Source organism: Shimazuella sp. NTD247 (assembly GCF_059510415.1).
On the sequence record NZ_JCAJZU010000006.1, the window covers coordinates 271,708 to 284,474 of the forward strand.

Annotated in this window: 13 protein-coding genes; 11 read left to right on the forward strand and 2 right to left on the reverse strand. The window is 35.6% G+C overall.

Annotation, left to right across the window (positions count from 1 at the left end; all coding sequences use genetic code 11):
- Positions 1-62: 62 nt before the first annotated feature.
- The 9 genes from AC5WOC_RS16410 to AC5WOC_RS16450 all read left to right on the forward strand — a co-directional run bounded on the left by AC5WOC_RS16410 (position 63) and on the right by AC5WOC_RS16450 (position 8,979).
- Positions 63-659 (forward strand): TetR/AcrR family transcriptional regulator, encoded by a 597-nt coding sequence (locus AC5WOC_RS16410; protein ID WP_496056495.1) that lies wholly within the window; start codon positions 63-65, stop codon positions 657-659.
- Positions 660-888: 229 nt separating this feature from the next.
- Positions 889-1,386 carry an Rrf2 family transcriptional regulator gene (locus tag AC5WOC_RS16415; RefSeq protein ID WP_496056496.1) on the forward strand — a complete coding sequence of 166 codons (498 nt, stop codon included), beginning with the start codon at positions 889-891 and terminating at the stop codon, positions 1,384-1,386.
- An 82-nt stretch (positions 1,387-1,468) separates the two neighbouring features.
- On the forward strand, positions 1,469-2,740 hold the full coding sequence (locus tag AC5WOC_RS16420; protein ID WP_496056497.1) for a phytoene desaturase family protein: 1,272 nt from the start codon (positions 1,469-1,471) through the stop codon (positions 2,738-2,740).
- A 371-nt stretch (positions 2,741-3,111) separates the two neighbouring features.
- The gene (locus AC5WOC_RS16425) at positions 3,112-4,071 is read left to right on the forward strand and encodes a helix-turn-helix transcriptional regulator (protein ID WP_496056498.1); all 960 of its coding nucleotides are present in this window, start codon (positions 3,112-3,114) and stop codon (positions 4,069-4,071) included.
- 118 nt (positions 4,072-4,189) lie between these two features.
- On the forward strand, positions 4,190-5,401 hold the full coding sequence (locus AC5WOC_RS16430) for an MFS transporter (RefSeq protein WP_496056499.1): 1,212 nt from the start codon (positions 4,190-4,192) through the stop codon (positions 5,399-5,401).
- Positions 5,398-6,531 carry an FAD-dependent monooxygenase gene (locus AC5WOC_RS16435; protein WP_496056500.1) on the forward strand — a complete coding sequence of 378 codons (1,134 nt, stop codon included), beginning with the start codon at positions 5,398-5,400 and terminating at the stop codon, positions 6,529-6,531. Before AC5WOC_RS16430 ends, AC5WOC_RS16435 begins: the two co-directional genes overlap by 4 nt.
- Positions 6,532-6,614: 83 nt before the next feature.
- Positions 6,615-7,262: a peroxiredoxin-like family protein gene (locus AC5WOC_RS16440; RefSeq protein WP_496056501.1), complete on the forward strand. Its 648-nt coding sequence runs from the start codon at positions 6,615-6,617 to the stop codon at positions 7,260-7,262.
- A gap of 277 nt (positions 7,263-7,539) precedes the next feature.
- Entirely contained in the window at positions 7,540-7,731 is a 192-nt protein-coding gene (locus AC5WOC_RS16445; protein WP_496056502.1) for a hypothetical protein, read from the forward strand.
- A gap of 261 nt (positions 7,732-7,992) precedes the next feature.
- A complete protein-coding gene (locus tag AC5WOC_RS16450; protein WP_496056503.1) occupies positions 7,993-8,979 on the forward strand; it encodes an NADP-dependent oxidoreductase in 987 nt (328 codons plus the stop codon).
- Positions 8,980-8,987: 8 nt separating this feature from the next.
- On the opposite strand, the gene AC5WOC_RS16455 is transcribed toward AC5WOC_RS16450, so the two are convergent.
- Both AC5WOC_RS16455 and AC5WOC_RS16460 read right to left on the reverse strand, forming a co-directional pair.
- On the reverse strand, positions 8,988-9,422 hold the full coding sequence (locus AC5WOC_RS16455; protein WP_496056504.1) for an Lrp/AsnC family transcriptional regulator: 435 nt from the start codon (positions 9,420-9,422) through the stop codon (positions 8,988-8,990).
- A 164-nt stretch (positions 9,423-9,586) separates the two neighbouring features.
- A complete protein-coding gene (locus tag AC5WOC_RS16460; protein ID WP_496056505.1) occupies positions 9,587-10,150 on the reverse strand; it encodes a TetR/AcrR family transcriptional regulator in 564 nt (187 codons plus the stop codon).
- Positions 10,151-10,293: 143 nt separating this feature from the next.
- Here AC5WOC_RS16460 and AC5WOC_RS16465 point away from each other — a divergent pair, with 143 nt between their 5' ends.
- Together AC5WOC_RS16465 and AC5WOC_RS16470 are read left to right on the forward strand one after the other, a co-directional pair.
- The gene (locus tag AC5WOC_RS16465; RefSeq protein WP_496056506.1) at positions 10,294-11,757 is read left to right on the forward strand and encodes an MDR family MFS transporter; all 1,464 of its coding nucleotides are present in this window, start codon (positions 10,294-10,296) and stop codon (positions 11,755-11,757) included.
- 58 nt (positions 11,758-11,815) lie between these two features.
- Positions 11,816-12,439, forward strand: a complete 624-nt coding sequence (locus tag AC5WOC_RS16470) for an FMN-dependent NADH-azoreductase (RefSeq protein ID WP_496056507.1) — start codon at positions 11,816-11,818, stop codon at positions 12,437-12,439.
- The last annotated feature ends 328 nt before the right edge of the window (positions 12,440-12,767 follow it).

The window sequence follows — 12,767 nt, forward strand, 5'->3', positions numbered from 1 at the left end:
AATAGGATAGTTTACAGGGGGACAAATCCACAACCAAATCCAAATAAAAAGGAGCGAGCATCGTGTCATCTCATATAGATAACCCGTCCTCTTCCCAAAAACAATTAAAGCGAAGAAAACAAATACTAGATGCAGCATTAAAAGTATTCTCGAGAAAAGGTATTATGGGTACAAAAATAAATATGATAGCGACAGAGGCGGGAATAAGTCCAGGTCTTCTCTATCGGTACTTTGAGTCGAAAGATGAAATTTTAACGATACTTGTAGAAAATGCTTTAAAAGAAGCCAAAAATGAAATTTTACTGTTTGCAGAATCCTCCGGTTCGCCGATGGAAAAAATCAAATCTCTGACAGAATCCATACTAGATGAACAAGGACAACAATATTTCATGCTTATTCATCAAGTTCGAACTTCAGAAGGAGTTCCTAAGGAAATAAAAGATTTGATCTCTGAATACTCTCTAAATAGTTATGTCGATTTACTTGAACAACTCATTATCGATGGACAAGATACAGGCGATTTTGTACAAACAAATCCGAGAGAACTTGTTTCCACCTATTTAATGGTGTTAAATGGATTAATGACCTTAAATTTTCATGATGATCCTGAGTATACAACTCCTAGAATCGACCTGCTTCTGAGGATTATAGTGAAATAAAAGTATAATGTAATCATAGTAGAGGAAAAATCGCCTTCTAAGAAGCGATTTTTTTGTTTTCCCTTTGGGTCCACCTTATTATATGAATATGGTTAAGTTATTCGTCAGATGCTAGAATACATAACGCTACTATTTTTTAAAAATATTATATTTCAATTGACTCTTTTGAATAAACGGCTATAATAGACTTATATTATCTATGATATCTCTTAATGGAAGGTGAATCTCCATGGCATATAGTATTGGAGTTGAGTATGCCTTACACTGTCTTGTGTGGTTAGTTAATCCTCCGGTTCAGCAACCGATCGCCATAAAAGACTTAGCCGAATTTCAAGGTGTTTCGGTAACGTACTTATCAAAGATATTTACCAAACTTACAAAAGCAAATATTATTCAATCGACACCTGGGGTAAAAGGCGGATATGAACTAAAAAGGCCCCCTGAAAAAATATCTTTCTTTGATGTGGTTGAAGCAATTGAAGGTCGCCGGCCCATCTTTACATGTAGAAACATTAAGGAGAATGGACTAATCCCTCAATTTGCAGATGAACCGACACATCATATTCCTTGTCGCATTAACCTCACGATGTTGGAAGCGGAACAAAAAATGGAGAATTATTTAAAAGAAAAAAACCTTTTATGGTTAAAAGAAACACTTGATCGAGAATTTCCATCTGAAATTTTGGAGAAAAAACAAGAATGGTTCATGAATCGTATTAACAAGTAATTTTTTTCGAATTAATCATAGATAATTATTATCTATTATATATCTAATTAAAATTAATAGTTAACTGGAGGCTCAAAAACAAATGAAAAAATCAGCAGGGAAACAATTTGATGTTGCTGTAATAGGTGGAGGATTAGCAGGTTTGACGGCAGCCATTTATGCTGCAAAAGCTAGAAAATCAGTTGTTTTGTTTGAAAAAGCAAAAAAATTAGGAGGTTTTTCTCAGACAACGAATCAAAAAGGAGCACTATTCAACTTTGGCCCTCACGCAATGTATGAAGGAGGAGGTGCGCTAGAGGTATTGAAAGAGCTGAAATGTGTTCCAAAAGGAGGATATGCTCTTAAGGGCGGAATGATTGGGGTATATCAAGGGAAAATCATCCAGATGCCTACAGATGTATCTTCAGACGAAGAAAAAGAGTGGATTCAGATTATGGAAGAACTAAGTAAAATTGATACCAGTTCCCTCCGTTCAGTTAGTATCCAAGAATGGGCGGAAAATAATATTGTTCATGATCGAGTTCGCCTTTTTTTCCTCGCTATGTGTAAGCAATGGTCCTATAGTAATAATCCGAGCGCCATCAGTGCAGGCTATGTCTTACAACAAGGACAACTTGCAGGCCAGGGAGTTCGGTATGTAGAAGATGGATGGCAAAAAGCTGTAGAAAAGCTATATGAACTTGCACATCAACTCGGTGTCACCTTTATGACTGGAAAAAAAATAGAACGAGTTTTAACAGACACAGGCAAAGTACATGGAGTTTTATTAACGGATGATCAACAAATCGAAGTAACTTGTGTCATCACAGCAATAGGGCCGCATGAAGTCTATAAACTCGTCAATGATGCAGAGAAAACATCAATAAAGAAATGGAAAGATGAGTCTTATTCACTCTATGCAGCTTGTCTAGATGTAGCACTGAAACAATTGCCTTTTCCAGAACGTTCTTTTGCTCTTGGTTTAGATCAGCCTTTTTACTTCGGTATTCACTCATTATCCGTTCGATTAAGTGAAAATGGTTCCCATGTCCTTCATGTTTTGAAATATCATGACAATCAATCAAAAACAGATACAAGAGCAGATAAACAACAACTGCTTTGTTTGCTAGATCTCCTCCAACCTGGATGGGAAGAACAACTTGTTACACTGCGTTACCTGCCAAATATATTGGTTGCTCATGATGCACATACCATACATCATATGGGAGCTGGATCAGCGCCAAGTCCAATTGTCCCAGAAATAAAGGGTTTATATGTTGCTGGAGACTGGGTTGGACAAGAAGGTCGATTAGCCGACGCAGCAATGCTAAGTGCAAAATCAGCTGCACAGGAAGCCATTCGTTATGGACAATGATGGAAAAAATAGCCTACTTACTACTAATGCAAGAGAAATCGACATATCACAACAGGATGAAAGTGAATTGGAGCAAATTTAACCATAAGGAAATCGCCGTTCTCCTGAGAAGGCAATTTCCTTTTATTCTACTTATTTTACTCAAAAAAGTGTATTAAAGGTACACTTGGCTCTTTCACAAAATACAAATTGTTTTCTTTTGGGTTTATCAAGTTACTTTATTGGTATAATCAATATCTAACTTCTTCTATCAACATCTCTTCCAAAAGTGGTAAAAGCTGCTCCAGACTGAAAAATCTTTGAAATCGAATATTACTGCCAAAATAAATAATCATTATATTTTTGAGATTATTATGGGAGGTTAGCTTTTTATGCATGATAATTTATTCAATCAATTATCAGCGACAACTACTCCTTTTTATCAAAAACAATCTTATGAACATGTTTTACACTATCATCCTGATATTGCCGAAGGCAAAGTGACTCGCTATCTGATACGTGATGGTTTTGAATTAATCATTAGAGATTTAAAAATGCATCAGTCTTTCCAATTGCAAACTTATCAAGCGACCCCTTTATTTGAACTTGGTTTCAATCTAAATGGAGATATGCTGTTTCAAGCAAACCATAAAACTTATCAAACACAAAAAAACCAGATTAGTATGAGTTTTTTACATGAATCTTCTGTAAGTCTGAAACAATCTGCTGGCGATAAGATTTTAACAGTGGGTATACATCTTACTGAATCCGCTATTCAAGATTATTTTCTGCAAATCTTACAGGATAAGAAACAAACCTTAGATTTTTTTTTCAAAAAGGGAGAAGCTAAATTTATACAAAAACCAACTGATGTAACATTGCAGGTAATTCTTCAACAAATATTACAATGCCCATATACAGGAAATATGGGGAAGTTTTATTTAGAGAGCAAAGCATTAGAACTATTAACTATCTTTTTTGCGAAGTATGAAAATAGGAACAAACCAAAACATACTATTATATGGTCAAAATCGGACAAAGAGCAAATCGAACAGGCACAAGTGTGGATATTAAGCCATTTAGACGATCCCATGACGATTCGTTTGATTTCAAAAGCAGTAGGAATGAACGATTTCAAGCTTAAAAAGGGATTTCGCGAACTGCTAGGTACGACCGTTTTTCATTATATACGTGATCAAAGACTAGCAAAAGCACAACAATTACTTACTATAGGAGAAATGAATGTTACCGAAATCTCCCTTGCAGTCGGCTATCAAAATCCAAGTCGTTTTGCAGCAGCATTTAAAGATAAGTTCGGCATCACACCAAGTCAATATCGGTTTACGAGGTAACCTAAATTCAGGTTACTTTTTTATTGCTCCCGATTGGATTCAAAGTGATCCCAGTTAGAGCTGTGCTGATTGCATTAATCATCGATAATGACAACAAAGAAACGAGGTGTCTAATTCGATGAATCCAAAATGGATTATTTTTTCAAGTGTCCTTAGTGGTTGGATGGGGATCGCAGTGATCAATCCTTTAATAGGTCCAATCACACGTAGCATGGGATTAACGGAAATGCAAGCTGGATGGCTTATTTCGATCACAGCTATTATGACAATTGTAGGAAGTCTTTACCTTGGGCGAAAAAGCGATGTAATGGGGCGTAAAAAAATTCTTCTTATCGGAATGACTGGATTTACGATTACCATGATATTATTTGGCATTTTGATTCAAATTGGTTTATCAAACCATTCCTCTATATTAGTAATCTTTCTGTTATTAATATTGATTCGCTTGTTGCAAGGTTTATTTTTTGGAGCAATCCCGTCTGCTTCACAAGCTTATATGGCAGACATCACAACTGGAAAAGAACGACTTTCAGCAATATCTCTGATTGGCAGCGCAAATGGACTTGGGTTTGTATTAGGACCGATGTTAGGTGCTTTAACTGCAGGATTCTATATAGCAACGCCATTTTTAGTGACAGCCTTTTTGACAGCAGGTGTCACGATATGGCTTTGGGTTTCCCTAAACAACAAAAAACCAATCAACAACAATAGTGCGAAGGATACTATTATAAATCCCATACAATTCTCGAAAGTATGGTTACCGCTTACTTGCAGTCTATTGCTGTCGATGTCATTATCCATGATGCAAGTCATTTCTGGTTTTTATATTCTAGATACCTTACACCTATTGGTAAAAGATGCAACTCGTTATGTCAGTATCTTGATTACCACCGCAGGTCTATCCTTTGTGTTTTCCCAAGTACTTATCGTCAATCGGGTTCGTTGGTCACCAAGCAAATTCATGAGAACTGGATTGCCGATTGTTTGTCTTGGCTTTCTTTTGTTGTCCGTTTCACATGAGATTCTTTATTTCTTTGTTTCCTTCTTCTTAATTGGCACGGGAATAGGGATGACTTTATCAGCCTCTATTTCGGCAACCTCGCTAAACGTAGATCGGACGCAGCAAGGGAAAATTGCAGGAATCATTACTTCTTGTAATGCAGCAGGGTCCATAATTGCTCCATTACTGGGAACCTCACTTTACCAGTTGTCCCCGCAAATTCCCTATTACACTTGTTTTCTTTTGCTGTTAATAGCAAGCTTATTGATCTGGACTTTAGGCAACAAAATGCTCAAACCATCTAATACATCAGTAGGTGAACATTCATGAATATTTTGATCTCAGGTGCTGGTATTGCTGGGCTTACACTAGCAAGACGGCTGTTACTGGAAGGCTATAACCCAACCGTAATTGAAAAAGCAGCTTCCTTTCGTTCCGTAGGATCTATGGTCGAACTAAACCAAGATGCGATCTTCGTCTTAAGAAAACTGGGCTTGATAGATGAAATAAAAAAAAGAAATGTACAATTAGCAAAACGGCAATTCCTTGATGAAAAAGGAAACATATTATATGAAATTTTTTTAGAGACAACACGGGGTACGGAATTAGAACGTGTACTTATTCACCGTTTCACATGGCATAAAATTCTTTATCGATCAGTTCGAGATCATACACCCATCCAGTTTGGAGCAAACATTTCAGCAATAATAGAAGACAGAACAGGTATTCAAGTAACCTTTCAAGATGACACACGGCAACACTTTGATTTGGTCATTGGTGCAGATGGCGTTCATTCACAAACACGAAAATTGTTACTAGGAAATCGCTATGAACACCATGAGGATATTGGTTTTATGGTCTTTACAATAAAGAATCCCACTAAGAAAAATATACCTGGTCATCTAGAATTGGGGGTAAATTATGCTACTTATCTGCCAGGCTTTTATCTGCAATTTGGTTTTGATGAAAACTATGCTTCCGGTCTATTCATGTATCAAAAAAATCGAAATATCAAACTTTCAGGAGAACAGAAAAAGATATTCTTACTACAGCAATGTAAGTCTATTGAATGGGGAATTGATCAGGTGATTGAACAGATTGACCCTGACTATATATATGAAGACTCAATGACGATTATCAACTTACCTATGTGGAGTTACGGGAGAACTGTCTGGGTTGGTGACTCCGCACATGCAATGACTTTTATGCTTGGAACAGGCGGCGGCAAAGCAATGCTCGGAGCGGATCATTTAGTAGATACATTGATGAAAAGTTCTAATTACCAGGAAGCATTCACGCAATACGAATCTCTTCATCGATTTGATGTAGAGAGATTACAGCGAAAATCCGTGGAAGCCGCAAGGTATACTGTCTCTAACAATCTAGAGGACTTCGAGCAGAAAAAACTTTTGCTTCAACATGCTCCTAATGAATTACTGAAAAAATACTCCTCTGAGTAATTATATAAATTTTGTATTTCCTGATTTTACTGTTGGGTTAATGAATTATGATTTACCAAATAATGAAAGGTGCGAAACAGAATATGACTAAATTACTTGAAGAAATAAGAGCGTTCAGAGAAACATTTATCAAAAATGTTTCTCAGGAAAAGTTAAGATTAATGGAACAGGCCACAAAGGAATTAGAGGAATCAGAAAGCGCACTAGGACTGAAAGCGGGAAATCAAATACCAGCTTTTAAACTTCCTGACGCAACAGGAAGAACCGTGGATATAATGAAAGAACTTTCAAAAGGACCCATAATCTTGATTTTTTACCGAGGCGGCTGGTGCCCATACTGCAATTTAACATTAAAAGCTTATCAAAGAGAAATAAATACTATCAAAGACATTGGAGCAGCATTAATAGCTATCAGTCCGGAATTACCAGATGCCTCTTTATCTACTAAAGAAAAAAATGAGCTGGAATTCACTGTTCTTAGTGATAAAGGCAATAGAGTTTCTGAACTATTTAAATTGGTATTTAAATTACCAGACTATCTGATCAAAGTGTATCAGGACTTGGCAATAGATGTTCCAAGCCACAATGGAAATGATGTATGGGAACTTCCCAAACCAGCTACATTCGTAGTTGAACAATCAGGTAAGATTGTGTTTGCAGAAGTCCATTCTGATCCCACAAAACGTGTAGACCCGTTTAAAGTAATCGAATTTGTAAAAAAAAGTATCTAAAAATGATTCATCACTTATGCAGGTTTTACATTAATCGCCTTCTCAAACATTCAGAAGACGATTTTTTTTATGACATTCCTGTAAGCATTAAAAATATGTTTATTTTGGAGTCAGATTCAACTTTATCATCTTCATTATGTGGCTTGCATCGGCATTCATAATCTAATAAATTCTTTTATGGTTCCCTTTGACACTGTCTTATATTTAAAATGAATCTGTAATGTTTTGCCTCTATTGCTAGACCAATCTGAATAAAAAATGAAAGGTGGTTGCTTATATGTGGTGGGGAAGTAACAGAAGCGGGAAACCAGATAACAGTCAAGAGATTAAATATCTAAAAAGAAAAATTGAAAAAATTAGAGATGAAATTCGACGTACGGAGCGATCTATCGATGATCTTGAGCGTAAAAGAAAACGATTGAAAAATGATCTTCGCGATTATGAACGAGATTTATATCGTTTATATTAATCTATCAATATTTTTATCACCTTGAAAGAGACAACAAATAACTAGATATCCCTGTTTATTACCTTTTTAAGACTTCTGGTTGAAACGGCAGTTCAATACACTTGTCAGTTGATTATAATATCCAATATATTTTTTGAGGTAAAATACTTATTCTTCATAAGAAAATAAGGTAAAACACTTATATTCCCTTTGTATCTCTATATATTAAACACTCTATTTTTTTTACACTTTACTCATACAAAAGAAGTGGAGTGATAATTTATGCGAGTAGCAGCAATTGAAGAATATGGGCAGCCTGAACAAATTAAAATATTAGATCTACCCATTCCGGAACCTAAATCTGGAGAAGTTCGAATTAAAGTTCATGCAGCAGCACTAAATCCAGTTGATCTAGTTACAAGAGAAGGCGTTCTTATACCAGATGATAAAAAAGAATTAAGAAATAGACCATTTTCGGTAGAACCTGCAATTTTCCCAATGGTCTTAGGTTGGGATGCTGCAGGAGTGATCGATATGGTTGGCTCAGAAGTATCAGAGTGGGCAGTCGGTGATAAAGTCATTGCCTTTTCTCATCAGGTGGTAAACCATGTTGGAACATATGCGGAATATATCGTGCTTCCAGAAGACGCGATTGCCAGAGCTCCAGAAAGAATTGGTTTTGCTGCTGCATCTACCATTCCACTCGCTGGATTAACAGCATATCAATCATTGGATTGGCTCAATCTACAGCCAAACGAAACTCTGTTAATAAACGCACCGCTTGGTGCAGTTGGTGGTTTTGCTGCACAAATTGCACATCACCGCGGAATAAAGGTTGTAGGAATTGGTAAAAAAGAAGACATGCATTTTGCTTATTCCCTCGGAGTCGACACCATGATAGAACGAGATGGTGATATCAAAAAACAAATAACTGATTTATTTCCAAAAGGTGTAGATGGGGCTTTAGATGTATTAGGAGGCGAGATGGCTAACCATACAATCGCTTCGGTTCGTGATGAAGGAAGATATTCTTCCACTGTACCTAGCTTTCAAAGAAAAGGAGTTTCAAATATTGATCAACGCGGTATAACGTCTCATGCTACATGGGTTCAAGGCAATTCAGACCAATTAGCAGATCTATCTCATTTAGCGGAAATTGGAAAATTAACATTACGGGTATCAGAAGTATTTCGCCTAGAACAAGCAGCTTCCGCACATCATGTCTTCTCTAAAAATAGATATCGTGGTAAGATCGTTCTCGTTCCATGAGAACGATCTTACTGTACTTTTGAAAAAGGAATCTTTTGTTCAAATTCAGTTGCCATTGTAATCATCGTTTGAGAAAATCCAAACATACTTAGTTTACGCAAAAAGTCAGTTAAGGTTTCATTTGATTCAGTTACTATTTTCATCATGTAATTATATTCTCCACTCATACGATAAAGTTCTACAATTTCAGGTGTCGATTTGCTGAAGTCAAGAAATTGGTTACATTGGTTCGTTTTAAGTTGAACAAAAGCAATAGTATTTTTACCTAATGTTTCGTGTGATAACTTAACTTGATACCCAGAAATAACCCCTTGTTCTTCCAACTTCAATATTCTTTCTTTAACAGATGGTTGGCTCAATACGATTGTTCGGCTGATTTGTGCTATCGAAATTCGGGCATTTTCATATAATAAGTTAAGAATTTGTTTATCTATTTGATCCATCAAACTGACACCTCCTAATAAATATATTGATATAAGTAGGACATTTAATTATCCAGTTTTTTTACTAATCTCTATTTTTAATCAATCAAATAGAACTATAAGGATAACTTAAAAACTATGTGCATTAATATCAAAAAAACTGCAAAAGATTATATCTTTCCATTTTATTCAAAAAATTCCTTATTCATTAGTTCAGAAAGATAACGATCCATCTTTTCTGCAGGGATTTTCCGATCATTTTGGAACCACCATGTACTCATTAAGGCAATTACTCCTGAGTAAAATTCTGTTATGATCTCGATTGGTACAGTGATCTTTTTACCTCGTTTCGTCATTTCTTGTATATCATTCTGCAATGTCTCCTTGACTTGCTTCTTTATAAAGCCATTGAGAATAGCATCTATCTCCTGTGTTTTTACTATCTTCTCGATTAAACCTAAATTCGGCATTTTCGCCATATTTTCAAATGGTTTTTTTAACCTTTCCTCTAAACTTAACTTCAGATAGTCACTCTTAAACTGGGACATGCCATAAAACAGCAGATCATATTTGTCCTCAAAGTGCTTATAAAAAGTCGTTCGGTGCACCATTGCCCTCTCACATATTAGGTTCACTGTAATGCTGTTAAAAGCTTGATTTGGTTCGGAGAGTAACTCCTCCAATGCATTCCACAAAAGTTTATGTGTCCTCCTTACTCTCAGATCGCTTTCTTTTTTTGACGGTTTCATCTATATCTCACCTCTTTATGTAGACTAAATAGACAGAACTTCAAATTTGATTCTTACAGCATATAACCTACATGTGTATATTATATATCATAAATCAATTATTCTACATATGTAGATAAAGGAGGAAGAAGGAGTATACATTTGTGTACAACCAAAAAATTTCAGCACATACAAGTATTAATTTATCAAATATAAAAAGAATACCAATTATAATTACATTAATTTTTGGTGCGTTTGTTGCGATATTGAATGAAACGTTGTTAAGCAATGCATTACCAAATCTAATGAATGAATTCGGAGTACCTGCAACTACCATTCAGTGGTTAACCACAGCATACATGCTCGTTATTGGAATTTTATTACCAGTTACAGCCATATTGCAGCAATGGTTCACAACAAGACAACTATTTTTATCTGCTATGCTCACTTTTTTAGCAGGTACGTTTATTTCTGCTTTTTCACCAACATTTGTTTTTTTGCTTACTGGTCGTATCGTCCAGGCATTGGGAACAGGATTAATGATGCCCATAATGATGAATACCATTTTGATCATCTTTCCACCTGAAAAAAGAGGAGCTACAATGGGATTAATTGGTCTAGTCATGATGTTCGCACCAGCAATTGGTCCAACACTTTCCGGCATTGTCATTGATACTTATGATTGGTGTTGGCTATTTTATATCGTCATTCCTCCTGCGGTTATCTCTATTACGATAGGTTTGAGGTATTTAACGAACGTAATGGAAATTACAAAACCCAATGTGGTATTATCAATCATTTTATCTATACTTGGCTTTGGAGGATTCGTTTATAGCTTTAGTAAATCTGGTGACATTGGTTGGTCAGATCCAGAGGTGTATGGAACACTTGTTATTGGAGTGATTTCATTAATCGGATTTATCATGAGACAATTAAAGATTCAAAACCCAATTCTTGATCTGCGAACATTTCTAAATCCTGTTTTCTCTTTGGCAGTTGTCCTGATGGTTATCATTATGATGACTCTGTTTTCTACTATGACTTTGTTACCTATGTTTTTACAAGGAATATTACTTATAAAAGCATTTCAATCTGGTTTAATTATGTTACCAGGTAGTATATTAAATGGTCTGATGGGCCCAGTAGCAGGAAAACTTTTTGATAAGTTCGGTCCGAGAGTAGTCATTTTTCCTGGACTTGTGTTAATTGCAATGGCAATATGGATGTTTACTAGGATGGATGCATCTACTTCAACAGTACAAATTATTGGGGTTAATTGTTTATTAATGGTGGCAATATCTCTTGTAATGATGCCTACCCAAACATATGGTTTGAATCAGCTTTCAAAAGATCGATACCCACATGGCACCGCAATATTTAGTACATTGCAACAAGTTGCTGGAGCTATCGGAACCGCGTTATTCATTAGTAGAATATCTTCTGTCAAAACAGCTTATTTAATGCAATCACCTCATCCTAAAAGTACTGTGGAAATAGCTGCAGCTAAGTTAGCTGGATTTCATAGTGCATTTACATTAGGTTTGATTATTTCTTTGATTGCAATTAGTATTTCATTTTTCATGTTCCGTGCCAAACGTAAAAAGGAAATTTTAAATATACAAAACTAAGGTTAATACAAAAAACATTGTTTCTTAAACTTAATATTAAAAAAGGGAGTAAACTATCATGGCAAAAACATTGTTTATCAAAGCGAACAATCGTCCAAATGAACAATCTGTTAGTGTTAAAATGTATGAAACATTTTTAAAAAGTTATCAAGATCATCATCCCAATGATCAGATTAAAGAAGTAGACTTATTTCAGGAGCATCTTCCCTATTTTGATAATTTGATGTTAAGTGGCATATTTAAAACAAGCCAAGGATATGATCTGACACCAGACGAACAAGCAAAAGTAACAGTAGCAGATAAATATTTAATTCAATTTATAACAGCAGAAAAAATAGTCTTTGCTTTCCCACTATGGAATCAAACGATTCCAGCTGTTCTTCACTCGTACTTCGACTATCTAAATCGAGCAGGATCAACTTTTCGTTACACTCCAGAAGGACCGATCGGTTTAACACCAGATAAAAAAGTAGTCATTCTAAATGCCCGAGGGGGAGATTACTCTGGGGAACAAAGCACTTCAGAAATGGCTGTAAATTTGGTACTTGCAAACTTAAAATTATTTGGAATTACCGACATCACATCGGTAATTATTGAAGGACATAATCAATATCCAGACCGCAGAACAGAAATCATCCATGAAGGACTTGAACAAACGGAGAAAGTTGCAAAAATTTTTTGAGAGTTGTATATGAGAACGACCACAAACTTTCAGAATGGGAAAGCAAAAGTGATGGGAAAATTCCAATGAAACAAGACGAATCGCGAGTACAGTATTTCTCTTAATTTGGCATCAAATTTGATTTTAGGAAACTATTAGAAAAAATATGTTTATACAATTAAATTTTAATAAATGTTCGCTTATTAATGCCTAGTGATATAGATCTCCGACTTTTGACACTCCACATGGCTGAATCCATAGGATTCTTGGGACGGTAGCCTTCTGACTACTTCATTACCAAGCTAAGTCCGTGAGCCCCACGGTTGAACAGAGTTTTTGTTGCTACGTT

Coding starts and splice junctions, on each gene's coding strand:
- AC5WOC_RS16415 (WP_496056496.1), top strand. CDS start 889: ATGGCATATAGTATTGGAGTTGAGTATGCCTTACACTGTCTTGTGTGG.
- AC5WOC_RS16420 (WP_496056497.1), top strand. CDS start 1,469: ATGAAAAAATCAGCAGGGAAACAATTTGATGTTGCTGTAATAGGTGGA.
- AC5WOC_RS16425 (WP_496056498.1), top strand. CDS start 3,112: ATGCATGATAATTTATTCAATCAATTATCAGCGACAACTACTCCTTTT.
- AC5WOC_RS16430 (WP_496056499.1), top strand. CDS start 4,190: ATGAATCCAAAATGGATTATTTTTTCAAGTGTCCTTAGTGGTTGGATG.
- AC5WOC_RS16435 (WP_496056500.1), top strand. CDS start 5,398: ATGAATATTTTGATCTCAGGTGCTGGTATTGCTGGGCTTACACTAGCA.
- AC5WOC_RS16440 (WP_496056501.1), top strand. CDS start 6,615: ATGACTAAATTACTTGAAGAAATAAGAGCGTTCAGAGAAACATTTATC.
- AC5WOC_RS16445 (WP_496056502.1), top strand. CDS start 7,540: ATGTGGTGGGGAAGTAACAGAAGCGGGAAACCAGATAACAGTCAAGAG.
- AC5WOC_RS16450 (WP_496056503.1), top strand. CDS start 7,993: ATGCGAGTAGCAGCAATTGAAGAATATGGGCAGCCTGAACAAATTAAA.
- AC5WOC_RS16455 (WP_496056504.1), bottom strand. CDS start 9,422: ATGGATCAAATAGATAAACAAATTCTTAACTTATTATATGAAAATGCC.
- AC5WOC_RS16460 (WP_496056505.1), bottom strand. CDS start 10,150: ATGAAACCGTCAAAAAAAGAAAGCGATCTGAGAGTAAGGAGGACACAT.
- AC5WOC_RS16470 (WP_496056507.1), top strand. CDS start 11,816: ATGGCAAAAACATTGTTTATCAAAGCGAACAATCGTCCAAATGAACAA.